The organism is Acetobacter sp. DsW_54 (genome assembly GCF_002153575.1).
GTDB classification, from domain to species: Bacteria; Pseudomonadota; Alphaproteobacteria; order Acetobacterales; family Acetobacteraceae; genus Acetobacter; species Acetobacter fabarum.
The window spans coordinates 43,571-69,675 of sequence record NZ_JOPD01000020.1; the positions used below are offsets into that span (position 1 = coordinate 43,571).

Below are 26,105 nucleotides of genomic sequence, written 5' to 3' on the forward strand. Positions count from 1 at the left end.
TCATGTGCAACGCGTTTTTCTACTTTACTTATAAAGGCTGTCAAACACGCCGCCGTCAGAAAAATGTTCTTTCTGCAGCTTAGTCCAGCCACCAAGGCTCTTCACATCAAACGTATCCACTTTGGGGAAGAGTGCCTTGTTTTCTTCCAGAATGGCCGGGTCAACAGGGCGGAAATAATGTTTGGCCCCGATTTTCTGCCCTTCAGGCGTAAACAGGAAGTCCAGATACGCTTTGGCAACAGCTTCCGTTCCATGCGCCTTGACGTTTTTATCAACCAGAGATGCAGGCGGTTCCGCAAGGATGGTCTGCGACGGCACAACAATCTCAAACTGGTCAGGCCCAATATCACGCGTGGCCAGCAGTGCCTCGTCTTCCCATGCAAGCAGGACATCGCCCAGATTACGCTGCACAAAGCTGTTTGTGGCACCGCGTGCTCCTGTATCAAGCACGGGCACGTGTTTGAACAGGTTTTTCAGGTAAGCCTTGGCTGTTTCCGGGGTACCGTCCTTCTGGTGCAGCGCCCAGCCCCATGCTGCTAGGTAGTTCCAGCGCGCACCGCCAGATGTTTTGGGGTTAGGCGTAATAACCTGCACGCCATCCCGGATCAGATCCGGCCAATCATGAATGTTTTTGGGGTTACCTTTGCGGACCAGAAACACAATGGTGCTGGTGTAAGGGGTCGCATTGTGCGGCAACCTGCTTTGCCAGTCAGCTGCAATCAGGCCGTGCTGTGCCAGTAGATCAATGTCGTAGGCCAGGCCAAGTGTTACCACATCTGCCGGCGCTCCTTCCAGCACGGAGCGTGCCTGTGCCCCGGAGCCGCCATGCGCCGATTTGACACTGACTGTGTCTTCCGGGTGGTTCTTATGCCACTGGGCAGAAAACGCTTTATTCACATCGGCATAAAGCTCACGCGTTGGATCGTAGGAAACATTCAGCAGGTGGTATGATTCCGCATAGCTTGCTGTCGCCTGCAAACCTGCCAGAAAAGAAACACCCAATACCGCCGTTACTTTGAGAACGGCACGGCGAACGTTAAAAAAGTTTTCCTGTTTCATAAGCCTGTTCCTTAATCATAATGTCAGATCAGAATGCTGCCTGCACGCGGCCAACAACAGCGTTGCCACTGCGGCCAAAGAAATTGGCATCCGTTGATTTTGCACCATTGTAGCTGGAAACACTAAAGTGCGTGTAATCCAGCATGACCTTGATGTGCTGGTTGGGGTACCAGTTCAGCCCACCTTGCCATACAGTCTGTTTATTGCCTGTTTCCCCTGCGGTATTAATAACTGTTCCTGTCATTTTAGTGGTGCCAGACGTCCGCAGGTCGGTCACACTCCAGCGCCCGCTAACTTCCAGTGCGCCCCAGTGCCCTTTTGCGGGGTCAAAGTCATATTCAACACCCGGGGTTGTAAACGCGGCAATTTTTTCATTATAGCCACGACCATGCCCAAACAGGGTATAGTTTGCAGCAACATACCAGCCATCAAAGCCAATGGCGGGCGGGTTTATACTGGCGGCTACGTTATCGTGCTGCACCCCAACATGATAATACTCGCCCTTGAGCAGGAATTTTTTGTAACGGAAACCAAACTGCGGCCCCGCTGCCCAGATCTGGGAAATATTTGTTAGCGCGCCGGATGTCAGCAATTGTGTTTCGCCCAGAGGAACTTCAACATTGTCCTTAAATGTTGTGGTTCTTCCCGTGCTGGACTGGTTCACTTTAAATGCAGCCGTTGCCCCAACGCCGACATGCACATCAATATCCTTGGAAACATAAGGACGGCCTGCGGCACGGAACACAGCCCCGGTCTGGCTGTCTGTTATGGTTTTATCAGTTGTGCGATCACCATATTTCTGTCCTGTAAAATACCCTGCAACAAGCCAGCGTTTTTCGTAATGCTCACCACCAATGCTAAAGCGGGCCACACCACCAGCAATGTTACGAACCAGATCAACAATGGTCGGGCGTTCCAAAAACTCAAATGCCCCTGAACGCTCTGCGCTGTCTTCTTCCATGCGCGGCTGAAAATACCCGACGGTCAGAGTTGTGTTGTGCAGGCCGGTATAGTTCAGGTTGGCTTCAAACAGGCTAACGGTGCCGTCACTGTTATTAGCACCAAAGTCTGGGGTTACGTTTACTACCCAGTCTTTGTAGCGCCAGGACATGTAAATGCGCAGACGCCGTGCATTCTCGGTAAACTTGTTGAAGTTGCCGGCACTTTCCTTTCCGCGCTGGCCAACCCCCATAAAGCCACCAAAGTCTTCCTGCGCCAGAAGGCCAATGGAAAATGCGTAGGCCTTATCATCCGACGCAATGGTTGGACGACCTTTGGGGAAACCTATTTTAATGCCGCCAATATCCACGCTCTCATCCTTGGCGGAAGCCGCCTTGAATGAACTCCAGGACTGTACCGGCCCTTCCGGCAGGGCAATGCGGCTGTCATTGGGGCTGCGCGGGCCATGGTTGGCGGGCGGAACAACCGGGTCTTCACGGAATTGAGGCTGCACATCATCCGGCCCAGCCGCCGTTAACGTACGGGGAGCATGACCAATTTTGCGGCTTTGCAGATTGGAAGTATGCTCATACTTGTCCACCCGTGCCTGCAGGCGGTGGATTTCCCCCATCATTTCCCGGTGCATTGCAGCGATCTCGCGCCGTAATGCTGCATTTTCTGCATCCGATGTGGCTGCCATCGTCACATATGGAAAAAAAAGGCTTGAAACTGTTGTTGTTAACAGAACACTCGCCCGAACAGACACCGCCATAAGTTCCCCCAAACTTAAAAATTTTTATTTTAATATGGTGTAATACCATAAAACAAAGATGATTATGTTTTGACCCCGAACCATTCAAAACACAACAAACGCCCCACTACCTACATTTTGCAGATAATGTTCAACACAACCAATATGAATTACGAAAACTGTGTGATGCCAGAAGCATCAAGCCAAACGATTGCAGGCCCCTGCTGGCGCGGTTAAACCGCGCTCAGGTTATGTTGTGCAAAAGTGGTTTTGAATTTGCGAATAACGGATGTCCGCAAATCCTGCCCATCCGGGTAGCGCTTGTTATGCAAGCTCTGCACGCTTTCATGCGCCGCATAAAAACGGCGGGTCCGGCGATCTTCTTCAAGAATAATGGCACCAACAAAAGTACCGTTAATTTCAATAATACGCGATTCAAACATGACTTTTCCCCTCCAGGTAATAACTGACCCGGAAGGCAATAAAACCCACAGGTCAGGCGTTAGATATTTTAACGTCGTAACATCGGCCCAGCCGACACATTCGACCCCACAGGTTTTGCATCTTCTATGCGCTCCTCATGTGCCACGCGCTTAACGTGTGATTGTGTATCACCCATATTTCCACGGCAGTCAATTATATAATTTTAAAAATAGTTGTTTTTTTATATCACGATAATTGTTGTTATTTTATGGACGACTCTCTTGGCAGCCACCAAACTGATAGACCTGCCCGGGGCTTGCGGCCCTAAACCGCTCTACGTTGCAATTTCCCGCCAAAAGAGCGGCTTGCAGAGCTTTTTCTGGTGCGCGGATACCTTCATCCGTGAGCTGAAAAGTGCCCCAATGAATCCCTATAGCCTGCTTTGCCTGCGTATCCTTGTAAATACACACCGCTTCATGTGGATTAACGTGCTGCCCTGCCATAAACCATCTTGGTTCGTAAGCACCAATTGGAATAATAGCCACATCCGGCGCACCATACCGGGTGTGTAAAGCACGGAACAATGTTCCATCGCCGTAGGCTGTATCTCCGGCAAACCATAGTTTTTGGCCTCCGATATTCAGCCAGAATCCGGCCCATAGGGCCATCCGCCGGTCAAAAATACCTCGTGCAGACCAATGGTATGCGGGTGTTAGCGTTACACTCAGTGCCGGGGCAATAACGTGTTGGTCATACCAGTCGCCTGTAAGAATACGGGCTTGTGGAATGGCTTTTTTAACAATGTGATCATTCCCTAATGGCATGATCATCAAAGGGTTATGCTCGGCCTGTAACCGCCTGAGTGTAGCTAGGTCAAGGTGATCATAATGATTATGGCTGATGAGCAATGCGTCAATCGGTGGCAGGTTTTCAAACGCTACACCCGGTGCATTAACCCGTTTGGGGCCAGCCCAGCGCAATGGGCTGGCCCGCTCTGACCATACCGGATCGGTCAGAATATTAAGCCCCGCTGCCTGAATAAGCACTGTAGCGTGGCCAACCATGGTAATGCGCAGGGCATCCACGCTCTTTTCAGGTATAGCTGTTGTTATGGGAACAGAATCCGGCCATGGCGCACGATGTGATGTGCGCCTCCAACGCCACAGATCGCGCAAGGAGCGGTCTGTGGAAGGTTGCCCGGGATTAAAAAACCGGGTTCCATCAAAATGGTCAGTTACAGGCCCGGCATAGTATTTATTACGTGTCATAAAAACCATGCATGGCTCCTCTACCCGCCAACAAAACTGTGCGTGGTGCGTTCAAATACAAACGCACCATGCATAAAGCGGGAGGCAGTTGTTTGGTCCGATGTTTAGCTTTGCTGCGGCTTGAGCTCTGCATCAATTTTCAAGGCCTGCTGCGCCATGGCTAGTGCCCCTTCCCGGCTTGCCGCACCACAAATAAAGCGCGCAGGGTGCGCAAATACCGCATCGGCAACACCGCAGACTGCGGCAAGGTCCTGCCCGTTCAGGCCGCCCCATGCTTCTGGCAGGGATATCCGCTGGCCAAAGGCCCCGCGTTCGGGGGGCACAGCTTTAACATTCCATTGCCCACTACCTGTGGGAGAAACCACGTAAATAACGGGGAGATCATGCTCAAAAATAACCTTTTCGGTTGGCATGCCCGTTTCCATCAGCAAAATACGCTTGTCCTGTGCATTTTTATAAGCGGACAGAACACGGTCCGTTGCTTTCAGGCTGGCACGCACACGATCGACCGTGTTGACCAGATGGGAGGCCACTGCGGTTGCTGCATTGGCAAAGCCAAGGGTTTCACGCCGCTTGGCTTCTTCCGGGCCGTGGAGCTCCGCCGTGTCCCACGGTGGGCTACAGGCCGAAACAATATCCGCCAGTGACAGCTTGCCCATCTTGGCTACGCCGTTATCATCCTGATCAATCGGCACGACCAGTGATTTATCAATACTCTGCCAGATAGCCGTAATTGTGGCGTCGTCCACAGTGGTGCGCACCAGATTACGCACAGCCGCCTTGCCGTAATCTTTCCACAGCAATCCGGCGGCACTGTATGGAGTGCCATCTTCACGCAGGGGTTTGTCTTTCATGTGGTGGTCGTAACGGCCTTTGGGCGGGTCATAAATCCCCCCCACATCGAACACGATATCTGCTGCCTGAATACGCTCCGGGTCACGCGAGCGGAAGAACTTCAGGCAGTCCTCGGGGCCTTCGCCCAGAATACGGGCGCGCAGGTCACCCATTGGAGCCAGCGCATAATGGAGCACAACATACCCAAGTGTTTCATCAACATGGAAGTTGCCCGAATGGGTCAGTGCGGTTGTGATGGTTGCCTCATGACCGAGACCAATAGGGGTATGTTCAGACATTACGATGACCTGCTGCAAACTGAGGATGAACTTTCATAAGCCCCCTCATGCCGCACGCTCAGGTATCCGACAACCGGCTTCAGCAGGATATATGCACATAATCCGGTTTTTCCCGCCTTATACAGTAAGAGCAGAGATACGCCATTGCACTCAAAAGCGCCGTGTGCGCCACCCCACAGGCCTTGTGGAATGGCGCACAGGATAGAAGCACGGGTTATGCCAGAAAGCCTTGGTTTATTTGATAACCGCGCAGGCTACCCGGTCCCCTGCCCCACCAATGGGCTGGCTCTGATAATCATCAGGGTGGGCATGGATGACCAGTGACGAACCATCCGCATCCAGCAGGGCCGGCTTATCCTTGCCAGCTTTAAGTGCGACCAGAGGAGAGAATACCTCTACCGTAGCTGTGCCGTCAGCTCCGACAAACACGTTGGGCAGATCACCTGCATCGTTCGCGGTGGGGTTAAGCAGACCATGCACAACAGGCGTCGTTGCATGCACATGGGGCCCGGCCGTTGTAAATTTAGGCCCTTCGCACACGCCCTTGTCGTGGAAGTGCATGCCGTGCCAGCCCGGTGTGAGCCCTTTTGCTTCTACCCGCAATATAACCCCTTTGGGGGCATCGGTAATGGCAACAGTACCGTGCGCTGCGCCATCCGTGCCCACCAGAGCGCCGGAGGCGGTATCTGCCGCACGGGCCAGAGATGGCAACAGAGCCATTGTGCAGGCCAGAAGAACCAAATGCTTTGAATGAACCATGGCGCATGCCCTTTCAGTTAAAAAACGAGGGGCTAGGCCCCTTGTCGCATCGTAAAATACTGATCACGGGAGTTTAATCCGTGCCTACCCGAAAACCTTAGTGCATCGCGTAACAATCCACCACGCCCGATTGAGGATGCAAAACATTCCCACATCCACACCCGGGCATGGCTCAGCCTGCGCGACCATGAAAATCCTGACAAAAACGCACACCATTCCGGCAGGTTCCCATAACGAGCCTAGGATACCGGGCAAAAATTGGGTTTGTAGCCAGTAGGTGGGTGACGAAAATTTGAAAATGCCATAGGTACCAGACACCAAAACACAGGTTGCAATGCCGCTGGCCTGCAACCTGCCATTCGGTGTTTTTCTGACCATTCCCGCGCAACCCTGTGATGGTTCAGGCTTTATGAACAGGCGGCATTTTTATCAAGAATATCGTTCATAAAATAATATCAGGCAGGTCGGGTTACATTAATGCACATGACATCTGTAGTGCTTCTACTTTTGCTAATAACGGCAGTAGCAGGGCCTGCTGCCCGGCTGTTGCGCCTGCCACTCCCTCTTTTATTAATAGCCTGTGGTATTGTGGCATCGCTTCTGGGCTTTCACATCGATTTTGAGCCTGAAACCTTTTTACTGCTTTTTATTCCCCCTCTGCTTTTTTCAGACGCGTACCTTATGCCGTTGCACAATTTTCGTGAATTGCGCTGGCCGATCCTGCTTCTGGCTGTCGGGCTGGTTATTTTTAGCACCATTATTGGCGGGTATTTTATTCATTGGCTGCTTCCTATGGTCCCCCTTGCCGCGGCTTTTGCGCTTGCTGCCATTCTCTCCCCCACCGATGCCGTAGCCGTGGGCGGTATGATTGATGAAGAGCGCGTGCCCAGACGGTTCCTGCATATTCTGCAAGGGGAGGCCCTGCTGAATGATGCCTCCGGCCTTGTCTGCTTCAAGTTTGCCGTGGCTGCCAGCCTGACTGGCACTTTTTCCGTCATGCATGCGTCTTTGGGGTTTGTGCTGGTAGCGGTAGGCGGCATTTTAATCGGCATGGCGCTGACATTTGGCTTTAATTTTATCAACCGCATTCTGTCCCGCCATGGTTTTGACGAACCCACCACACAGATCACACTCATGACCCTGCTGCCTTTTGCCGCTTACCTGCTGGCGGAACATCTGGAGGCATCAGGCATACTTGCGGCGGTCAGTGCGGGGTTAAGCCTTAACCAGAGCAGGGTATTCGGCTCAGCCCAGACTGCCACCCGCCTGCGTGGCAGTGCGGTATGGGAGATGATTACCTTTGTTTTTAATGGTCTGGTCTTTCTGCTGCTTGGGCTGCAATTGCCAGATATTGCAGCACAGGGAATTAGCACTGCCAATCAGGCGGGGGACAGTACTTGGTCTTTGATTGGCACCATTGTCCTGCTGACCAGCATGCTGCTTCTGCTCCGTCTGGTCTGGGTATTTTTAATCAGCAGCACGCGCTACCTGATTGCAAAATTACGGGGACATAAAACTGGCAGAGTTTCGGTTACGGAAACAGCGGCCATGACCATAGGCGGTGTGCGCGGAGCGGTAACACTGGCGGGTATCCTCTCCCTCCCTATTGCGGAAAATGGCCTGCCTGCATTCCCCATGCGGGACCTGCTGGTAACTTTTGCCGCCGGTGTAATTATGACATCTCTCCTGATCGCGGCACTTGTATTACCCCCGCTAAGCCGCTCCCTTCGCCATGATGGCGGAGACCCGGTTAACCGCGAGGCAGATGAAGCCCGGCGCCTGCTCGCACTAGAAGCCATTGCGGAAATGGAGCGCCAGTCCGCCCTTGTTACCAAGCAGCTGGATGAAAATACTGCACAGCAACGCGCAGAAGTAACCGCAGCCTTGATAGCCGAATACCGCTTCCGGCTACGGCTTTTGGAAGATGCCCCCGATGACAAGCTCAAGGCCGAGGAATACCAGAGCCCTGATGCCCTGCACCGGGATACGGCTTTGGCAAGGCGACGGTTTGAAGCCGCCTTGCGCCTCCATCTGCTCCGCACAGAGCGCAAGGCTCTGGCGCGTATGCGGCAGGAAGGACAGGTGAGTGACGAAATAGAACGCCTTTTAACCCATGACCTTGATCTGGAAGAAACAGCCCTTTCGGGCAGTGCCCGTGCCTTGCCAAGACATCTGCACTACATGGACGGCCCCAAAATGTGCAGCCCGCTCATTTATACAGGCTGAATACTGGTTTGTACGCCACATTCAGGCAGCAATATCGGTTAAAAGCACAACGGCTTCCTGTGTCGCCATAACAACCACACGTTCAGTCTGGCTCAGTATTGCACCATCCCCCGCTGCCAAAGCCGCACCGCACAGGGTAATGGCACCACGAACCACCAGCACATGCAGGTCTCGGCCCTGTGTGGTCTGGTAAGCAGCCCCCTCCCCTGCCGGAATGTCTGCATGCAATAATCTGCTGCGTGCACTCAGCGTTACAGGCGAGCCGTCGTTTATTACCTCCGCCATTTCCGGGTCATCTTCGGGGAAGCCTGAGGCAATTATTCTAAAACCACCATCTTCCAGTTTTGGAAAAGCCGGCCGCGCCTCCTGCGTGGGACTACCACCTTCCGTGTCGGCCAGAAGCCAGAACTGGATGAAGGAAGCCCCATCCGCCCCAGCCTGCCACGCCATGCCTGGCACCCCTGCCCCGGTGCCAAGCAGATGCAGACCGCCTGACTGTATGGTTTCTACAGGGAACCCTTCAGCACTGGTTTGCAATGACCCCGAGCACAGCCATGTTACAATATCTACATTGGCTTCTGGGCCCAGATGGTAGCGGCCTTGCGGCGGAATTGTACCAAGGTTGATTGCCCTCAGCCTGCCCTCATGCTCGTTCTGTGGTGCCAGATAATCCGCAAAAGCAAAATGGCAGCGCAGGGTGAGTGTATCGGAATGGGCCAGACCCAGACTATCCGCCCGACGGATGGTTATCATGGCGTGTTCTCACACATGTTTGGAGGATTCTTGGGCATCAGGGTACAGTGTTTCCCAGCCCCCTCCAATGGCACGGTAAAGCTGTGTAACCGACCCCGCCACATGGGCGGTGGCTTCAACCAGCGCGCTTTGCGATGCCAGCAGGGCGTTCTGTGCGCTCAGCACATTCAAAAAATCAGAGGCACCCTGCACATACTGCGCCTGGGCAACATTCAGGGCGATTTCGTTCTGTTGCACGGCCTGTGCCAGTTCATTCCGCCTTTTCTGGGCGGCAGTAAAGTTGGCCATGGCATCGTCAATCTCCTGCCAGGCCTTAAGCACCGTGCGCTGGAATAAAACGGAGGCTTCCTGCTGCTGCGCCTTGCGCAGGTGGAGTTGCCCGGTCAGCCGCCCGCCTTCAAAAATAGGCAGTGTGGCAGTTGGGCCAAACCCATACTGGCGGGACGCCCATGACCCGAGCCCACTAAACTGGAGGGCCTGCACGTCCAGACTGCCAGAAAGAGTAATCCGCGGGAAAAAATCGGCCACAGCCACGCCAATGCTGGCAGTAGCTGCGTGCAGCCGGTCTGCTGCCATCCGGATATCCGGCCGCCGCTGCGCCAGTTCCGAAGGCAGACCTACGGGCACAGAATCAGGCACTGGCGGCACCGCCGCTGGCTTACCCAATGTGGCATCAAGGGCACCGGGCTCACGCGCGACCAGAAAGCTCAGGCTATTCAATAAATGTGTGGCCTGCGCCTGCAGGGGGGCTGCACGGGATTCAAACATGTGTAACTGCCCCGTAGCCTGTGCCACATCCAGCCGGGTTGCTGCCCCCTGCTCCAGCCGCATGGTGGTCAGCTGTACACTATGGCGGGCAATGGCAATGTTGTGGTCCAGAATACCGATCTGCGCCTGTGTGGCGCGCAGGTCTATGTAGGTCTGGGCTGTTTCTGCCATAAGGGAGACCAGTATATCACGCCGGAGCTCTTCCGTAGCGTGCACGGCAGCAGTTGCCGCCTCCACCTGCCGGCGCACATGCCCCCATAGATCTACCTCCCAGGAGGCATTCATCCCGTATTGTGGAAGGTTAAAAGAGGGGTTGCCCACACTCCCCGGTAGTGCTGCGGGGCCAAAACCCTGAGTGCCATTAGCAATACTCCCAGCCCCGGCCTGCTCCATGTTGCCCATTAGCCCTAGAATACCGTTGCTGCTCGCCCGCTCCCGCGCGTAGGAGGCATTGGCCTCCATGTGGGGGAGTTGGGCAGCACTGGCAATACGCCGCTCCGCCCGGCTTTGCATCAACCGCAGGCTGGCCGCCTGCAGGTCCAGATTGGACGCTGCAACTTCCTGCTCCAACTGTGACAGGGCAGGATCTTTAAAAAGGGTCCACCAGGCCGGGTCGGTCGAGGCTGTGCTGATCCGGCTTTGTGCTGGGGGCTGCGTTGACCGCCACGTGGCTGGCGCGCTGACCTTGGGCTTGTGGTAATCTGGCCCCACAGTACAGCCAGTAAGAGCGAGGGCTGAAAAACCAGCCAGCAACAGATACTTCATGCCATTACTGCCAGATATAACGTGCATCATGCGCATGCGCCCCTTCGGGTTTGGAAGCCGTATCAATATTCACTTCCACAGACATACCAACCCGGACCTTGGCCGCCATGGGCTGGCCGGAGTCAAACGTCAGCTTGACCGGAATACGCTGGACAACCTTGGTAAAGTTACCCGTGGCGTTATCTGGCTGAATGGGAGCAAAAGCGACGCCAGTGGCGGGGGCCAGTGAATCCACATGGGCCTTAAGTGGCTGACCGGGGAACGTATCCACCCAGACTGTTGCCTGCTGGCCGGCCTGAACACTGGTGAGCTGGGTTTCCTGAAAATTGGCAAGCGCATAAGCGGCCTGTGTAGGCACCACAGCCAGAATGCCCGTGCCCGGATGCACATAAGCCCCAACCCGAACACCTCTCTCCCCCACTACACCATCCACTGGTGCGGGAATGGAGCAGTAGGATAGATCAAGTTCAGCCTGTTTGGCAGCGCCTTGCGCATGCAACAGAACACCCTTGGCGTGTTCAAGCTGCGCCTGAAGCACGGCAACCTGACGGATAGCCGCATCCACCCCGGCCTGATCACGGGTTATGGCGGCCAGTGCTTCTTTTTCATGCGCCTCAGAAGACTGCTTCTGCTCAATGGTGCCGGCCCCACCGGATGAAAGGTTGCGATAGCGTGTGGTGTTCTGGCGCGCGAATATCAGGTCGGCCTGATCTGCCAGAACAGCTGCGCGGGCTTGTGCTATAAGAGCGTCCTGCCGGGTCAGTTCCGCGCTCAGGTTTGCAACATCGCCTTCAGCAGCCAGCACATTGCCTTTGGCAACGTCCAGAGCTGCGCGGTAATCATCATCCTCTATATGCGCAAGTTCCTCACCTGCGTGCACACGCTCGTTGTCCTGAGCAATAACGCGGTCTATGCGGCCCGCAACCTTGGGGGCTACGGTTGTAAAATCAGCCGTAACATACGCATCATTTGTATATTGGTTAACGCCATCCCCATTAACCAGACGCGCGCCCCCCCATGCTGCAAGGGCAAGCACACCGGCAGCGCATCCGGCATAAAGCAGAGGTTTTTTGTAAATCATGGTCTGTTATTCCGGTTTAACGGGCAGGAGTGTTGGGGGAAGGTGCACGCGGTGGATACACGCGGTGCGGTAGAACAAGATTCATGGCGGCATACGCAAGGCAGACCCAGATCAGCGCATAATACAGGTCGGTCAAAGCCAGAACGAGCGACTGTTCGTGCACAAAGGTGTGGAAAACCTGCAACCCGTTCCAGACCACATGCGCACCATCAGCCGATGTGCCGCCCAGTTGCTGCTCAATTGGATTACCCATACCCTGCAACGCCAATTGGTGCGTGCCGTGGTGGTCTAGCAGCATGGTGGAATGGTATTGCTCCCGCCTGCGGGTGGCGGCGGAAAAAAGGGCAAATGCGACTGCATTGGCCAACCCTTTGAGCATGTTCACCATGCCGGAAATAAATGGCCCATCGGCCGGCCCCATGGCCATTGTTGCCAGCATAAGGGTGGGAATAACAGTCATGGGCTGGCCAAATACCTGAAGTATCTGGAGCAGGTAAAAATTATCCCGCACCCAGTCGACCGTCAGCCACGTGCCTAACCAGGCGGAACCGGCAAGGCACAGCATGCCGCCTGCCAGCACGAAGCGGCAATCCACCTTGCGGTTATTACAGACCCAGGCGATCAGCGGCAGCATGACCAGTTGAGGCAGAGCCACAACCAGAGATACCGGTGCCGTTTGTATGGGTCTGTACCCCCGCACGGATTGCAGGTAAGTAGCCGGGATTTCCGCCATAATGGAACAGATGGCCAGAATACCAACCAGCGATAGCAGGGATGCCTGAATATTGCGTGAGCGCCAGTACTGAATTCTAAAATACGGACTGGGGTGAAAAGCCTCGTTGATCACAAAGACAATAAATGCCGCCACGCCCCAGAATGTAAGATTGGTGATGATGGGGGAGCGGAACCAGTCCAGCCTGTCTCCCTGATACAGCACAATGACCAGAGAGCATATGGCAGGCAGCCCGACCAGAATACCCAGCCAGTTGAACTTCTCAAACCGTTCAAAATGCATTGGATCCCGTGGCAAGCCATAAGCCATCATGGCAATGGCAAGCGCTGCTGTGGGTATGATCTCCCAGTATAACCAGTGCCAGCCTACGTGCTCAAACCAGAATGCCTCCAGCGGCAGGCCTAGATTGGGGCCAAAAGTGGCACTCATGGCGTAGCCCCCAATGCCAAATACACGGATCTGGGGTGGCAGGTACTTCAGCATCACGGTCATGAGCACCGGTGGCAGGCAGCCAGCGGATAACCCCTGAAACGCCCGGAGAATGCAAAGCGATGTGACATCCGGCATAAAGGGGGCGGGAATGGACAGGAGCGCCAGAACCGCGGTCATGAAAATGGAGAACCGGTAGATCGAGAACGTCATGTAGAACCAGGGCGTAAACGCCATGGCCGCGATGTTGAACGCCTCGTAAATGGCAATGACCCACGTGCCTTCATCATGGCCAATGTGCATGGCCCCACGAATGTCGGACAGTCCGATTTCGGTCACATGCTCATTAAAACCTGCAACATGCACGGCAAGCAGCATGCCCAGACACCCAACAACGGTGCGCAGGCCAAATGGCGGAATATAGGAAAACTGCGGTGGTGACGCATGGATAACAGGCGCACCAGCCGCCGGTGCAGAAGCGGCATTTGTCATGCCCCGCATGTTCCCGATCGGCGGGCCACAAACAACCCCCATTCACGGCAACTAACGATTCCACTTTCTGGAAGGATAAATGGTGGTGCCTGCGCCAGATAACGTCTATTTTTGCAACCATGAGAGGCTATGACCTAGATCTGCTGCGCTTCCTACAGGTTCTTATCGAGGAGGAAAGCGTCTCGCTCGCGGCAAGGCGGCTGGAGGTGAGCGAACCCGCCATGAGCCGCCACCTGGCCAAGTTACGCATCGCTTTTGCAGACCCCATTCTGGTCCAGTCTGGCCGTAGCATGAGTGCTTCCGCTTTTGCTGCTGGTATTCTGGACAGGGTGCAGGAGCTTGTTCGGGCAGCCGACAGCCTGATAGAAACACGCGCATTGGCCAATCTGGCCAACATGGCACCCACCTTTACCATCCGCGCGAATGATCTGGTTGTGGCGTCCCTTGCCCTGCCACTTCTGCAGGCCCTGAAAAAGGAGTGCCCACGCTGCGAGCTGATCTGGGCACCAGAGATTGATGACCCTGCATCCGACCCGCTCCGCCATGGTCGCGTTGACCTTTATATTGGCGCAACGGATGTCATGAAGCCCGAAATCAGGCGCCAGACCCTGTTCCGCGACCATATGCGCGGCGTTGTGCGCAAGGACCACCCCATTCTGGCAACCCCCGTTACCCCCCAGAGCATGGTGCTGTATGATTACATCAGCGTGTCCCGCCGTGGTCGTGCGCAAGGCCCTATAGACTGGATTTTGCGCAACCAGTTCGGGCTGACCCGGCGCATAGCCATGGTGGTGCCTAACTACCATTGCATGGTGGAGAGCATGAAGGGCTCTGACCTTATTCTGCCCCTGCCAGGTATTGTTGTGGAGCATATCTCGCTCAAGGCACTGGGGCTGGCAACATTCGAGTTTCCGTTATCCCTGCCCAGTATTGATGCTTTTCAGGCATGGCACCCACGGCGGGATACAGACCCCGTGCATCGCTGGCTGCGCGAAACCCTGTTCCGTGTTTCGCGGCAGGTTCTGGGGGCTTACACGCAATAATCAGCAGTTTTACAAAAAACCTGCCGTGCGGATATAAGGCCGCAAATCGCTCAAAAAAGCCTTAACGCTGGCCCGCGTATGCTGTCGTGTTGGCAGAACAGCATAGAGGTCAATTTTTTCGCCCTGCAGGTCCGGCAGAATACGCACCAGCTTGCCTTCTTCAAGGTCCTGATAAACGTCGCAGAGCAGTTTGTAGGCAATCCCCTGACCTGAGAGTGCCCAGTCATGAATGATCTCGGCGTTGGTGGTGGAAAGGCGGGGTTCCACCATAACCACATCTGTTTCCGTCTCGTTCCCGATAACCCATTTATTCAGCAACGCCATGGTTTTGTTTTTGCGCAGGCATAAACAATCATGTTTGGGAATATCGCGCGGATGGGTTGGCATGGAATGGCGTGCAATATAAGCGGGCGATGCACATAATACCCGCATTGTGGAGGCCAGACGGGTCACTACCGCCCCCGGTGTTTCTGGCAGACCAAGGCGGAGCACAACGTCCAGATAATCGTTAAAGTCATAATTCCCTTCTGGCGCAAGCGCCAGATTGATCATCAGGCGTGGGTGCTTGGCGCTAAAGGCTTCAATAAACGGTGCGATCTGTCTGCGGCCCAGTTCTACCGGAGCGCCAATACTCAACGTGCCACGCGGCGCGTTGGTGCTGGACGATATTTCTTCCTCCAACTGGTCAATATCAGCCACAATGGTCAGGGCGCGTTCGTAGTATAAACGCCCCGTCTCGCTCAGGCCAAAATGCCGCGTATTCCGGATAACCAGCGTACTACCCAGCCGCATTTCCAGACGTGCCAGACGGCGGGATACCGCGGCCGGAGATGTGCCCAGACTGCGCGCTCCAGCGGAAAGACTGCCTGCATCCACCAGACTTATGAAAAAACGTAGATCTCCGGTTTCGTCATAAGACATGGTGCCTGCTCCTTTGGTAACGCACTCTGGTCGCCCAGTTTTGCGTTTAGCGTAATATTATTTTTCCTTAATTGTCACTACCGAAGATGTGAAAGGAGGGGCATATTCGCTTCAGAACATCAAGGTAAAGCGCAAAACATCCTTTGCCCATCTGTCAAAAAACAGACAGACGATACGAAATAGCAACGGAATAAGACATGCCAATGCAAGCGACCGTCGAGCGGATCAAGGAAGATTATAACGCTCCTGCCCCATCGCATGAAGATACCCTGCGGCAGAACCTTATCGGCACATGGGAACTCGTGTCCTACAAGGTGGAAGAGAAAGAAACCGGCAACTTCATCAACGCAATGGGGCCAGCACCCCGTGGCCGTGTTGTCTTTACCCCCGATGGCTGGGTCGCATTTAATCTGGAAGGCAGCAACCGCCTTGCCGCAACAACAGATGCCGACCGCTCCCAGCTGATGAAAACACTGGTGGCCTATATCGGGCGTTACCGTGTTGAAGGTGATCAGTGGATTACCAGCGTGCAGACCGCATGGGCACCAGAATGGGTTGGCACCGAACAGCGCAGAACAGTCACCCTTAATGGTGAATATGCGGATGTTATCACCCCATGGCGTAAAATGCCTAACTGGGCGGCTGGGCGGCTGTCGCGCAGCATTATCCGCTTCCGCCGGGCGGGTAACGCGTAAACCCGCCACGCAGGACAGCCCATATACACACCGTACTTTAGGTAAGGTGTGTATATGGCAGCTTTATCCGGTCAGACCGGGCATACGCCACTGGCGCATTGTAGATGCGCCCAGTCTACAACCTCACGCACCTTTTCATCCGCAATCCCTGCGGTAATGGCTGCAAACCGACCTGCGGAAACTTCCTCTTCCGGCAGATATTCGTAGCCAAGGTCTGAATCCGCACGGCTTGGCAGCACGGCGCAGCACCTGACCCCCGGCTGGTATTTGGCGACCATGGCGCGGAAATTTTCCAGATCATGGCGGTCCGTATAAATTTTGAGCGTGTAGGAAACCTGATTCCCCTGCTCTGCACCAATCCAGTATTTTTCCAAAAGTTCCAGCCAGCGAAACTGCTCCTCCGGTGTGGCCTCCGGCGCAGTCAGGACTCTTTCGCCCATACCCAGCCGCTGGATAAGAGGCACTGTTGGAAATCCGACAATGCTCATACCGGGAAAACTCCGTAACGACCGAACAGGGTAGCCTTTTGCCTCGTAGGTTGACAAAAGCGGGTCCGTACCGTTTTCCCACACACCATCTTCACGCCGTACGCCTTTAAACTGTACCCAGCGCAAATACTGCCGTCTGGCTGGCAAGTGTGCCCCTTCGGTCAGACCGAACAGCTTGGAGGTTGTGCCTGCGGGTTTGACTGTGGTCACTGTAACCGGGCGTTCTGCGCCCATATCCTGCGCATAGGCGTTTGCCTCAGCTTTGGCGATGCAGGAAAGCTGGTGCACCGCCTTCCAGAAAGAGGCTGCCCGTTTTTCGTCCAGCATGTCTTTAAAGCCGAGGCCGAACCGTAGCCATGCCCATTCATGCAGCCCGGTGGGACCAATGCCTATGCGGTTTGTGCGGGCTACTTCCTGCGCATACAAGGCATCCATCCGGTTTGCCCGCAGCAGAAAACGAACGCCCAGCCGCACGGAATCCCTTACTCGCGCATCCCACGCCTGTGCCAATTCAAGCGGCAGATCGCCCGGAGTGACGTCCTCCAGAGGCACAGGGCATGCCAGCAGCGGCGCAAAATCTCCAATAACGCAGTAGCCACCCGTTACGTGGAGCGTAATTTCACCACACGGGTTGGTCGTAACCGGGAAATGTGCTTCGGCCGCGCAACCCGCCAGCTCTGCCAGTAATGCCGCAGCATGCGTTGCCTGATAACGCGACGAACGGAAATCCCTGCCATCCGCATGCACGGGCTTACGGCGGGCACTGCCGGTGCGGTTATCTTCCAGTTTATCGCCGTTAATAAAACCGGGCTCACCATTAATCCATGCACAGCGGGTTGCTTCTGCAAACACTGCTCTTGCATGCTCGGCAAGCGGCCCGACCTGCGCTGGGTCATTTACACACTGCCAGAATTCCTGATCCACCATGACCGAATGGTTGGCTGTCCATAGCCCCCCTTCTTCCTTGGCACGAATAAAACGGAGGACTTCCGTATCCCGCCAGGATTTGGTGGCCATGCGCGCAGCACGGCGAGCACCACCTACCTGCACCTCAACAGATAGGTAGTGGTCCACACGTAGCGCCTGCTCCCATTTGGGCATGCCGTTGCTACGTGCGGGTTCAATTACATGCACACGCACATTCAACAGCCCACGCAGGAGCGAGATCGGGCCAGAGGCTGGCCGCCCCTGCATGCCGGCAATAGGGCTACCCGCGCAGCGTATGCGGCTGAAGTCCAGCACCAGAGAGCGTCCTTCCGCGCCCTGAAAGGCCATGGCTTCGATCATTTCGACCGCTTTGGCCCATCCTTCGCGGCTATCTTCTATAACATGCACAAGCGCATTGGGCTGTGCTGGCATGGAGGTGTGAACAAACTGGTTTAAAAAACTGCTAACCTGCGCTTCCATGTCTGCATCAAACGCATCCAGCAGGGTGCCCCAGGGCAATATCTGCATTTCCAGCCCAAAATGGAGCAACCCTGCCCGGTCATGCGGGTAGTCCGGATGATCTTTCCCCAGCACAAAATGCAGGTCTGGGGCCTGTGCCCAATCTACAATGCAGAGTTCATCGTCATACGCACGGCCTACCCCCGAGCCATTTAGCAGCAGGTAGAACTTGGCAAAGGAGCAGATAGCCGTCGCGCAATTGGTAAACACTTCCATATTGCGGCCCGGTTGATCCTCATCCCCGTGCTGAAGGTGCCTGCCGGATGTCAGCAACGCACCGGTGGCAATGGCATTGCGGAGTTGCTGGGTTTCCCTCTCATCCACACAGGCAAGCAGGCCCGTGTTGCCTGCGGCTACTCTGCTGGCCACTGTCCCAAAACTTTCATGATCCGATGGACGGAAGACTGTCCGCCGCCCGACCGCTTCCCCCATGCCCCGGTCAAGTGCACGGGCCGGTGCCGGGCGCAGGCCAAAAGCCTCTTCAAACGGGTAGCGCGGCGCTGCCACAGGTCGCGCGGCCAGAGTGCTCGCGTGTAAAAAATGCCCGTTCATTGATTGACTCCATCATCTCGCCCAGCCGCAGAAAATCGGCCAAAAATCGTTCATGTTGTGTCTTATAGATGATGATTGCACCATATCTGGTATTTGGCACGTACAAAATTCCGCACAAAACCCCAGCTTTGCAACAAAGGCCGGACTTCCCTAGCCTTCCGCTTTGTTTTTTGCGAATGCGGCGCATTCTAAATATTTAAGGTGGGGGGCGACTCATCCTTTATGGCTCCCCCGCTTATAGCAAGAGCGGCTCATGCGTCGGGTGCAATGCCAGCAATGCTCCCGCTACAGGGCATGATACGTCTTGTATCTTGCCATCCCGCCTTATGGGCTTATGCTGCTTGGCGTTGTTACCGTGTGCGTTTCTGCTGGGAGCTTGTGTCCGTTGTCCACACCTCAACTTGTTGATCCAAAACTGACTCAGGCCGCAGTTTTTCTGGTTCTGACCCTTGATAGCGATACTTCGGTCAACCCGCAGGTTCTGGACCTTCTGGGGGATATTTCGTCTCTTGTGCGAGGAATTGGCTTTCGGATTCCAGATGGCAAGCTGAGTTGCGTAACCGGAATTGGGTCACAGGCATGGGACCAGCTTTTTGGTGCACCACGCCCCAAAGAACTTCACCCCTTCCGTGAGATCAATGGCGTGCACCATGCACCTGCAACGCCGGGGGACCTGCTTTTTCATATCCGTGCAACCCAGATGGACCTCTGCTTTGAACTGGCAGCAGCGCTTGTGGCCCGGCTGGAAGGTGCTGCAAGCGTTGTGGATGAAGTCCACGGTTTTAAATATTTTGATGCCCGCGACCTGCTCGGCTTTGTGGACGGCACGGAAAACCCTTCTGGTCAGGTTGCCACGAATGCCACAATCATTGGTGAAGAAGATCCCGCTTTTGGAGGGGGAAGCTACGTGATTGTGCAAAAATACCTGCACGACATCAAAAAATGGGATGCCATTCCCACCGAGGTGCAGGAGCACATTATTGGTCGCAAAAAAGTATCGGACATAGAACTGCCCGAAGCCGCAAAACCCAGCTACGCCCATAATGTTCTCACCAATATTGAAGAGAACGGTGAGCAACTCCAGATCGTGCGTGAAAACATGCCATTTGGCACCGTAGGTAAAGGGGAGTTTGGCACATACTTTATTGGTTATGCCCGCTCCCCGGCCCGAACGGAGCAGATGCTCCAGAACATGTTTATCGGCAAACCACCGGGCAATTATGACAGACTGCTGGACGTGAGCACCGCAGTTACCGGTTCGCTGTTCTTTACACCTACCTGTGAATTTCTGGACGCTGCCCCGGACATGGAAGGGCCGGCTCAACCCGCCTCCCCTGCCCCTCAGCCTCCACCGCGTGACAAACAAGACGGTTCCCTCGGCATTGGATCACTCAAGAATTAAGGACGCCAGACATGAACAACCTGCACAAACACCTTGCCCCCATTTCCGCCGAAGCCTGGTCCCAGATTGAGGAGGAAGCCACCCGCACCATCCGCCGCCATCTGGCTGGCCGCCGTGTGGTAGATACACCAGACCCCAAAGGCACCGCTTTTGCAGGCGTTGGAACCGGGCGTGGCAAAAAAATCGACACCTCGGATACCGGTGTTCTGGCCACCCAGCGCGAAGTGCTGCCATTGGTTGAACTGCGTGTTCCCTTCACTCTATCCCGTGAAGAAATTGATGCCGTGGAACGCGGTGCTCTGGATTCAGACTGGCAGACCGTCAAGGACGCCGCGCAAAAAATTGCTTTTGCCGAAGACCACGCCATATTCGACGGTTTTGAAGCCGCTGGTATTTGTGGGCTGCGTAAAGGCACTTCCAACCCCCACCTCAAACTGCCGCCGCAGGCCAAGGACTACCCCCACGCCATTGCCGAGGCCCTGAACACCCTGCGCCTTGCTGGCGTCAATGGCCCCTATTCAGTTGTGCTGGGCGCACAGGCGCATCTGGCGGTTAGCAGCGGGGATGATGATGGCTATCCCGTTCGCAAGCATATTGAGAGCATGATTGATGGCAAAATCATCTGGGCACCAGCACTTGAAGGCGCTTTTGTCGTTTCCATGCGTGGTGGGGATTTTATGCTTGATATCGGGCAGGATCTCTCCATTGGCTATCTGAGCCATACGGCAGAAACCGTGGAACTCTACCTGCAGGAAAGCTTTATGTTCCGCGTGCTGACCAGCGAGGCAACGGTTACTCTGGATCATTCTACGGCCTCTGCTTAACACCGTTTCCTGCAGCCTGTCTGCCCGTCAGGTAGGCTGATAAAGGCGGCATATGCCCGGTACGGGAGCAACCAGAACGCCCCACCGTGCAATGCCGCCTTTTTTGTGCACACGTCAGCCCACGCTCAAAGCGTGGCCCGCGCAAAACTTAATGCCCGCAGCAGTTTACGAAGCCCCGGTGTTACGCGATAAGACTGCTTTGCTGTTCCCCCATATGCGCGTTTTTCCTGAGGTTCCATGATCCGTCTCGACAATATCAGTAAACATAATGGTCACCGTGTGATCTTTATCGAGGCGTCTGCTGCCTTGCAAAAGGGCGAGAAAATCGGACTGGTTGGCCCCAATGGTGCGGGCAAGACCACGCTTTTCCGCCTGATTACGGGGCAGGAGGAACCGGACGAAGGGCATGTGCTGACCGACCGGGGCATTACCATCGGCTTTTTCAATCAGGACGTAGGAGAGATGGCAGGCCGCAGCGCGGTTGCCGAGGTCATGGATGGTGCTGGCCCCGTAGCCGAAGTGGGAGCAGAACTCGCCAGACTGGAAACCGCTCTGGCTGACCCTGAGCGGTTTGACGAGCTGGATACCATACTGGAGCAGTTTGGCGAGGTTCAGGCCCGCTTTGAAGAGCTCGGAGGCTACGCACTGGATGGCCGCGCGCGTGAAGTGCTGCATGGGCTGGGCTTTAGCCAGGAAATGATGGACGGAGACGTAGCACTCCTGTCCGGTGGCTGGAAAATGCGTGTCGCACTTGCCCGTATTCTCCTGATGAAGCCCGATGTGATGCTGCTGGATGAACCAAGCAACCATCTGGACCTCGAAAGCCTGATCTGGCTGGAGCAGTTTCTGGCAGGTTATGATGGTGCCTTGCTCATGACATCGCATGACCGGGCGTTCATGAACCGGATCATCAACAAGGTGATCGAAATTGATGGGGGCGCCCTGACCAGTTTTTCAGGCGATTACGAGTTCTACGAACAACAGCGCGCCCTGAATGAAAAGCACCAGCAGGCCCAGTTTGACCGGCAGCAGGCCATGCTGGCCAAGGAAGTCGCGTTTATTGAACGGTTCAAGGCACGTGCCTCCCATGCAGCACAGGTGCAGAGCCGGGTTAAAAAGCTGGATAAAATTGATCGGGTGGAACCACCAAAGCGCCGGCAGGCTTTGTCTTTTACATTCCCGCAGGCGCCCCGCTCGGGTGATTCCGTGGTCAACCTGCGTGGCGTGGATAAAAGCTACGGCTCGCGTGTTATCTATAAAGGTCTGGACCTGTTAATCCGGCGGCAGGAACGCTGCTGTGTGCTGGGCGTGAATGGCGCGGGCAAATCCACCCTGCTCAAGCTGGTAACAGGCACCACCGAGCCCGATGCAGGCACCGTTACGCTGGGTGGTAGTGTTAAAATGGGCTATTTTGCCCAGCATGCCATGGACCTGCTGGACGGCGAGCGCACGGTGTTTGAAACATTGTGCGATACCTTCCCTCTGGCCAATCAAGGGGCTTTGCGTACGGTTGCTGGCGGGTTCGGCTTTTCCGGTGATGACGTGGACAAAAGCTGCAAGGTGCTCTCGGGAGGTGAAAAAGCCCGGCTGGTCATGGCGTTGATGCTGTATGATCCGCCGAACTTTCTGGTGCTCGACGAACCAACCAACCATCTGGATATCGCGACAAAGGAAATGCTGATTGCCGCACTGGCAGATTATGATGGCACCATGCTCTTTGTCTCGCATGACCGGCATTTTCTGGCAGCCCTTTCCAACCGTGTGCTGGAGCTCACTCCAGATGGCCTGCACCGTTATGATGGCGGATATACTGAATATGTCGCCCGAACCGGACGGGAAGCACCGGGACTGCACGAGTAGAAACACCAGCAGAACCCGGCAACCGATTAAGGTTTGAAAGGCCATTCGGATATGAAGCACTATTCCGCAGCCCAGACAGCAGAATACCTGCCCTTTGCCAGTCTGGTTGATGCGTTGGCCGTTGCGGTGCAGGACTACGCCAATGGTGCCATAACCTGCCCCGAGCGCACGGTTGTTGGTGCGCCGGGCGGGACTGGCCTGCTCATGGCCATGCCCTGTGCAAGCCCGGATATTCTGGTCACCAAGCTTTTGACCATATGCCCCGATAACGCTGGCACATCACGCCCGACCATTCAGGGGCAGGTAACTTGCGCGGATGCAAAAACGGGCGAACTCCTGTTCTCGCTCGATGGCCCAACAGTAACCATGCGCCGCACCGCAGGTATAAGCATGCTGGGCATACGCCTGCTAGCCCGCAAACCTGTCCGTAAAGTGCTGATTATTGGCACAGGTGCACAGGCCAGTGCCCATTGTGCAGCCTTGGCCAGCCTACACCCCCAGACAACAGTCTTTGTACGCGGCCGAACCCCAGAACGGGCAAAAGAGTTTTGCGAACGGCACCAGGCCCTGCCTCTCGACCTGCGCCCGGCAGCCACGCAGGATACCCGGTTTGATGTCATTATCACTGTGACACCAAGCAGGGAGTGCCTGTACAATGAACCACCAGCTCCAGAAAGCCTGATTATTGGCGTTGGTGCTTTTCGGCCAGATATGATCGAAGTTGGACCGCGCACTGTACACGCAAGCCAGCTTTATGTTGATGACCCAATAGGCGCCCCCAGCGAAGCAGGGGATCTGCTTCAGGCTGGTGTAGACTGGGCGCAGGTGCGCCCTCTTGCTTCAGCACTCCATACTCCCCCCTCTTTGGAGCGGGCTGTTTTTTTCAAATCCGTTGGGTGTGCCGCGTGGGATCTGGCTGCCTGCCGCGTTGTGCCGCATTAATCCGGCCTGAGTGTACCCACAGTCCATGCCCCTTTACACGAGGCCATGGACTGTAGGGAGTATTGTCTTTACGCAAGAATATTCTGCACAATGGCAGCGCCAAGTTCACGCGTGCCCGCAGTGCCGCCCATATCTGGGGTGCGGGGTGTTGCCGGATTTTCCAACGTTTTTTCAATTGCCTGCATCACCAACCCTGCGGCTTCTGGCTCGCCCAGATGCTCCAGCATCATGGCCGCAGCCCATATCTGTCCTACGGGGTTGGCAATAAAGCGGCCTGCAATATCGGGGGCGGAGCCGTGAACGGGTTCAAACATGGAGGGGTAAGCCCGTTCTGGGTTAATATTGGCCGAGGGAGCAACGGCAATTGTGCCTGTAATGCCCGGCCCCAGATCAGACAGAATATCCCCGAACAGATTACTGCCAACAACCACATCAAACCGTTCAGGAGACATGACAAACCGCGCGGCCAGAATATCAATATGGTACTGGTCCATCCGCACATCCGGATACTCTTTGCCAATCGCTTCAAACCGGGAATCCCAGTAGGGCATGGAATGGAACAGACCATTGGATTTGGTGGCGGACGTTACATGCAACCGCCCTAGTTTACGGGCATATTCAAACGCGTAACGGAGAATACGGTCTGTGCCATAACGGGTGAAGACCGCAGTCTGCATAGCCCCTTCGGATGGTGTACCTTCACCAAACACGCCGCCTATCTGGGAATATTCACCTTCACAGTTTTCACGCACAATCCAGAAGTCGATATCGCCGGGTTTTTTATTGGCCAATGGGCACGGGATACCCGGCAAAAGCCGGACCGGGCGCAAATTGACATACTGGTGGAACTCCCGCCGAATGGGAATAAGCAGCCCCCAAAGCGAAATATGGTCTGGAACAGATGGAAAGCCCACAGCGCCCAGCAAAATGGAATCACTTTGCGAGAGCTGGTCAATACCGTCCTTTGGCATCATCTGCCCGGTGCGCAGCCATGTTTCGCAGTTCCAGTCATAATTGCGAAATTTTATTCCAAAATCGCAAACTTCTGCCACACGCTCCAGAACATTCAGGGCTTGCGGCATGACTTCCGTGCCAATACCATCCCCCGGAATAACGGCTATTTCATAAGTCTTCACGCGGTTTTATCCTTATTACCAGATGAACAAACACGTCTTTTTCAATCAGAGGGCATGCTCTTGCGCGGCACATATATGGGCAAGAGTGTGCCAGTAGCGCACCCCTCTGGTTATGATTGAATCATCAAAATCATAATCAGGAGAATGGAGTTTATGTGACTCCCCATTCCCGATCATGGCATAGGCTCCAGGCTTCTTTTGCAGCATGAAGCCAAAATCCTCAGAGGCCAGACTGGGAGTAATATCCATATCCGGCACTGGGCCACCCATTTGTGCTTCCAGTGCACGCATGGCTTTGCGTGCAAGCTGGGTTGCATGGTGCTCGTTAACCGTAACGGGGTAAGGCTGATGAAAGTTAACCTGTATGGTAACACCATGGGCCACCTGTAACCCACTGCACAGGCGTTGCAGCCCATCCTTGAGTTCATCAAGCACCACCGGGTCCAGAGCACGCAGGGTGCCTGCCAGCCGGGCTGTTTCTGGCAATATGTTATCCGTTGTTCCTGCATCAAAAATACAGAAGGACACCACGGCAGGAATGGTAGGGTCCGTGCGACGGGCCACCAGTAACTGGGCCTCCTGCACCAATGCTGCCCCAATGGTCAGCGGGTCTGTGCCCAGATGTGGCTGGGCAGCGTGGGACCCCTTGCCTGTAATCTGGATTGCAAAGCGCCAGCCACCCGCCATAATCGGGCCAGAACGAACCCCCATGCGCCCGGCTTCCAGCCCCGGCCAGTTATGCAGGCCAAAACAGTAATCGGTTGGGAACAGATCAAACAGGCCTTCATCTATCATAACCTGTGCACCAGCCCCGCCCTCTTCCGCAGGTTGGAAAACAAAGTGCACCCGGCCACGTGGCGGTGGGTCTGCTTTCAGTAGTGCCGCTGCACCGAGCAGCATGGCGGTGTGCCCATCATGCCCACAGGCATGCATGACCCCGGGTGTGCAGGATGCCCACGGCGCTTGTCCTGCTTCGCTTACTGGCAGGGCATCCATATCGGCGCGCAGCATAATGGCGGGGCCTGCAATCCCCGTATCCAGCGTGGCGACAACCCCTGTTCCGGCAAGGCCAATATGGGGCGCGTAACCCAGATTTTGCAGATACTCGGCAACAAGGGCCGACGTTCTGTGCTCCTCAAACCTGAGTTCGGGGTGCGTATGCAAATCCCTGCGCAGTTCAGCCAGAAAAGCGACATCAACAGTCAATGGTTCCATAA

General features: G+C 55.2%; 21 protein-coding genes. 7 read left to right on the forward strand and 14 right to left on the reverse strand.

Going from position 1 to position 26,105, the window contains the following annotated elements; all coding sequences use genetic code 11:
* Positions 1-24: 24 nt before the first annotated feature.
* The 6 genes from HK20_RS09260 to sodC all read right to left on the reverse strand — a co-directional run bounded on the left by HK20_RS09260 (position 25) and on the right by sodC (position 6,332).
* Positions 25-1,059, reverse strand: coding sequence for a sulfate ABC transporter substrate-binding protein (locus HK20_RS09260; RefSeq protein ID WP_086646784.1), 1,035 nt, complete (start codon positions 1,057-1,059; stop codon positions 25-27).
* Positions 1,060-1,087: 28 nt separating this feature from the next.
* A complete protein-coding gene (locus HK20_RS09265) occupies positions 1,088-2,770 on the reverse strand; it encodes an OprO/OprP family phosphate-selective porin (protein WP_086646785.1) in 1,683 nt (560 codons plus the stop codon).
* Positions 2,771-2,982: 212 nt separating this feature from the next.
* On the reverse strand, positions 2,983-3,192 hold the full coding sequence (locus HK20_RS09270) for a hypothetical protein (protein ID WP_086646786.1): 210 nt from the start codon (positions 3,190-3,192) through the stop codon (positions 2,983-2,985).
* A 246-nt stretch (positions 3,193-3,438) separates the two neighbouring features.
* Positions 3,439-4,449 carry an MBL fold metallo-hydrolase gene (locus tag HK20_RS09275; protein ID WP_233129156.1) on the reverse strand — a complete coding sequence of 337 codons (1,011 nt, stop codon included), beginning with the start codon at positions 4,447-4,449 and terminating at the stop codon, positions 3,439-3,441.
* A 95-nt stretch (positions 4,450-4,544) separates the two neighbouring features.
* Positions 4,545-5,573 (reverse strand): MYG1 family protein, encoded by a 1,029-nt coding sequence (locus tag HK20_RS09280; RefSeq protein WP_086646787.1) that lies wholly within the window; start codon positions 5,571-5,573, stop codon positions 4,545-4,547.
* Between the two features lie 234 nt (positions 5,574-5,807).
* Positions 5,808-6,332, reverse strand: coding sequence for a superoxide dismutase[Cu-Zn] (gene sodC, locus HK20_RS09285; protein ID WP_086646788.1), 525 nt, complete (start codon positions 6,330-6,332; stop codon positions 5,808-5,810).
* A 483-nt stretch (positions 6,333-6,815) separates the two neighbouring features.
* On the opposite strand from sodC, the gene HK20_RS09290 reads away from it, so the two are divergent.
* Positions 6,816-8,558, forward strand: a complete 1,743-nt coding sequence (locus HK20_RS09290) for a Na+/H+ antiporter (protein WP_233129163.1) — start codon at positions 6,816-6,818, stop codon at positions 8,556-8,558.
* Between the two features lie 21 nt (positions 8,559-8,579).
* Here the strand turns inward: HK20_RS09290 and HK20_RS09295 are convergent, their stop codons facing one another.
* From HK20_RS09295 to HK20_RS09310, 4 genes are read right to left on the reverse strand one after another with little or no spacing between them, the layout of a single operon-like run.
* Positions 8,580-9,311 carry a hypothetical protein gene (locus HK20_RS09295; protein WP_086646790.1) on the reverse strand — a complete coding sequence of 244 codons (732 nt, stop codon included), beginning with the start codon at positions 9,309-9,311 and terminating at the stop codon, positions 8,580-8,582.
* A gap of 9 nt (positions 9,312-9,320) precedes the next feature.
* Positions 9,321-10,844: an efflux transporter outer membrane subunit gene (locus HK20_RS09300; RefSeq protein ID WP_086646791.1), complete on the reverse strand. Its 1,524-nt coding sequence runs from the start codon at positions 10,842-10,844 to the stop codon at positions 9,321-9,323.
* Positions 10,845-10,848: 4 nt separating this feature from the next.
* The gene (locus tag HK20_RS09305; RefSeq protein ID WP_086646792.1) at positions 10,849-11,925 is read right to left on the reverse strand and encodes an HlyD family secretion protein; all 1,077 of its coding nucleotides are present in this window, start codon (positions 11,923-11,925) and stop codon (positions 10,849-10,851) included.
* 16 nt (positions 11,926-11,941) lie between these two features.
* Entirely contained in the window at positions 11,942-13,579 is a 1,638-nt protein-coding gene (locus tag HK20_RS09310; RefSeq protein ID WP_086646864.1) for an MFS transporter, read from the reverse strand.
* A gap of 119 nt (positions 13,580-13,698) precedes the next feature.
* On the opposite strand from HK20_RS09310, the gene HK20_RS09315 reads away from it, so the two are divergent.
* The gene (locus HK20_RS09315) at positions 13,699-14,622 is read left to right on the forward strand and encodes a LysR family transcriptional regulator (RefSeq protein WP_086646793.1); all 924 of its coding nucleotides are present in this window, start codon (positions 13,699-13,701) and stop codon (positions 14,620-14,622) included.
* A gap of 9 nt (positions 14,623-14,631) precedes the next feature.
* On the opposite strand, the gene HK20_RS09320 is transcribed toward HK20_RS09315, so the two are convergent.
* Positions 14,632-15,543: a LysR family transcriptional regulator gene (locus HK20_RS09320; protein ID WP_086646794.1), complete on the reverse strand. Its 912-nt coding sequence runs from the start codon at positions 15,541-15,543 to the stop codon at positions 14,632-14,634.
* 197 nt (positions 15,544-15,740) lie between these two features.
* Between HK20_RS09320 and HK20_RS09325 the strand changes: the two genes are divergently transcribed.
* Entirely contained in the window at positions 15,741-16,238 is a 498-nt protein-coding gene (locus tag HK20_RS09325) for a lipocalin-like domain-containing protein (RefSeq protein ID WP_086646795.1), read from the forward strand.
* 71 nt (positions 16,239-16,309) lie between these two features.
* Here HK20_RS09325 and HK20_RS09330 read toward each other — a convergent pair whose 3' ends face one another.
* A complete protein-coding gene (locus HK20_RS09330; protein WP_086646796.1) occupies positions 16,310-18,724 on the reverse strand; it encodes a recombinase in 2,415 nt (804 codons plus the stop codon).
* 385 nt (positions 18,725-19,109) lie between these two features.
* Here HK20_RS09330 and HK20_RS09335 point away from each other — a divergent pair, with 385 nt between their 5' ends.
* The 4 genes from HK20_RS09335 to HK20_RS09350 all read left to right on the forward strand — a co-directional run bounded on the left by HK20_RS09335 (position 19,110) and on the right by HK20_RS09350 (position 23,752).
* Complete coding sequence (locus HK20_RS09335) at positions 19,110-20,126, forward strand: Dyp-type peroxidase (RefSeq protein WP_233129157.1); 1,017 nt, start codon at positions 19,110-19,112, stop codon at positions 20,124-20,126.
* An 11-nt stretch (positions 20,127-20,137) separates the two neighbouring features.
* Positions 20,138-20,950 (forward strand): family 1 encapsulin nanocompartment shell protein, encoded by an 813-nt coding sequence (locus HK20_RS09340; RefSeq protein ID WP_086646798.1) that lies wholly within the window; start codon positions 20,138-20,140, stop codon positions 20,948-20,950.
* A 237-nt stretch (positions 20,951-21,187) separates the two neighbouring features.
* The gene (locus tag HK20_RS09345; protein WP_086646799.1) at positions 21,188-22,810 is read left to right on the forward strand and encodes an ABC-F family ATP-binding cassette domain-containing protein; all 1,623 of its coding nucleotides are present in this window, start codon (positions 21,188-21,190) and stop codon (positions 22,808-22,810) included.
* 51 nt (positions 22,811-22,861) lie between these two features.
* Complete coding sequence (locus tag HK20_RS09350) at positions 22,862-23,752, forward strand: delta(1)-pyrroline-2-carboxylate reductase family protein (RefSeq protein WP_086646800.1); 891 nt, start codon at positions 22,862-22,864, stop codon at positions 23,750-23,752.
* A 68-nt stretch (positions 23,753-23,820) separates the two neighbouring features.
* On the opposite strand, the gene HK20_RS09355 is transcribed toward HK20_RS09350, so the two are convergent.
* Together HK20_RS09355 and HK20_RS09360 are read right to left on the reverse strand one after the other, a co-directional pair.
* Positions 23,821-24,888, reverse strand: coding sequence for a tartrate dehydrogenase (locus tag HK20_RS09355; RefSeq protein ID WP_086646801.1), 1,068 nt, complete (start codon positions 24,886-24,888; stop codon positions 23,821-23,823).
* 45 nt (positions 24,889-24,933) lie between these two features.
* Complete coding sequence (locus tag HK20_RS09360; RefSeq protein WP_086646802.1) at positions 24,934-26,103, reverse strand: amidohydrolase; 1,170 nt, start codon at positions 26,101-26,103, stop codon at positions 24,934-24,936.
* Positions 26,104-26,105: the final 2 nt, after the last annotated feature.

Bases quoted from the DNA above. Each gene is read 5' to 3' on its own strand.
- HK20_RS09260 (WP_086646784.1), bottom strand. From the start codon at position 1,059: ATGAAACAGGAAAACTTTTTTAACGTTCGCCGTGCCGTTCTCAAAGTA.
- HK20_RS09265 (WP_086646785.1), bottom strand. From the start codon at position 2,770: ATGGCGGTGTCTGTTCGGGCGAGTGTTCTGTTAACAACAACAGTTTCA.
- HK20_RS09270 (WP_086646786.1), bottom strand. From the start codon at position 3,192: ATGTTTGAATCGCGTATTATTGAAATTAACGGTACTTTTGTTGGTGCC.
- HK20_RS09275 (WP_233129156.1), bottom strand. From the start codon at position 4,449: ATGGTTTTTATGACACGTAATAAATACTATGCCGGGCCTGTAACTGAC.
- HK20_RS09280 (WP_086646787.1), bottom strand. From the start codon at position 5,573: ATGTCTGAACATACCCCTATTGGTCTCGGTCATGAGGCAACCATCACA.
- sodC (WP_086646788.1), bottom strand. From the start codon at position 6,332: ATGGTTCATTCAAAGCATTTGGTTCTTCTGGCCTGCACAATGGCTCTG.
- HK20_RS09290 (WP_233129163.1), top strand. From the start codon at position 6,816: ATGACATCTGTAGTGCTTCTACTTTTGCTAATAACGGCAGTAGCAGGG.
- HK20_RS09295 (WP_086646790.1), bottom strand. From the start codon at position 9,311: ATGATAACCATCCGTCGGGCGGATAGTCTGGGTCTGGCCCATTCCGAT.
- HK20_RS09300 (WP_086646791.1), bottom strand. From the start codon at position 10,844: ATGAAGTATCTGTTGCTGGCTGGTTTTTCAGCCCTCGCTCTTACTGGC.
- HK20_RS09305 (WP_086646792.1), bottom strand. From the start codon at position 11,925: ATGATTTACAAAAAACCTCTGCTTTATGCCGGATGCGCTGCCGGTGTG.
- HK20_RS09310 (WP_086646864.1), bottom strand. From the start codon at position 13,579: ATGACAAATGCCGCTTCTGCACCGGCGGCTGGTGCGCCTGTTATCCAT.
- HK20_RS09315 (WP_086646793.1), top strand. From the start codon at position 13,699: ATGAGAGGCTATGACCTAGATCTGCTGCGCTTCCTACAGGTTCTTATC.
- HK20_RS09320 (WP_086646794.1), bottom strand. From the start codon at position 15,543: ATGTCTTATGACGAAACCGGAGATCTACGTTTTTTCATAAGTCTGGTG.
- HK20_RS09325 (WP_086646795.1), top strand. From the start codon at position 15,741: ATGCCAATGCAAGCGACCGTCGAGCGGATCAAGGAAGATTATAACGCT.
- HK20_RS09330 (WP_086646796.1), bottom strand. From the start codon at position 18,724: ATGAACGGGCATTTTTTACACGCGAGCACTCTGGCCGCGCGACCTGTG.
- HK20_RS09340 (WP_086646798.1), top strand. From the start codon at position 20,138: ATGAACAACCTGCACAAACACCTTGCCCCCATTTCCGCCGAAGCCTGG.
- HK20_RS09345 (WP_086646799.1), top strand. From the start codon at position 21,188: ATGATCCGTCTCGACAATATCAGTAAACATAATGGTCACCGTGTGATC.
- HK20_RS09350 (WP_086646800.1), top strand. From the start codon at position 22,862: ATGAAGCACTATTCCGCAGCCCAGACAGCAGAATACCTGCCCTTTGCC.
- HK20_RS09360 (WP_086646802.1), bottom strand. From the start codon at position 26,103: ATGGAACCATTGACTGTTGATGTCGCTTTTCTGGCTGAACTGCGCAGG.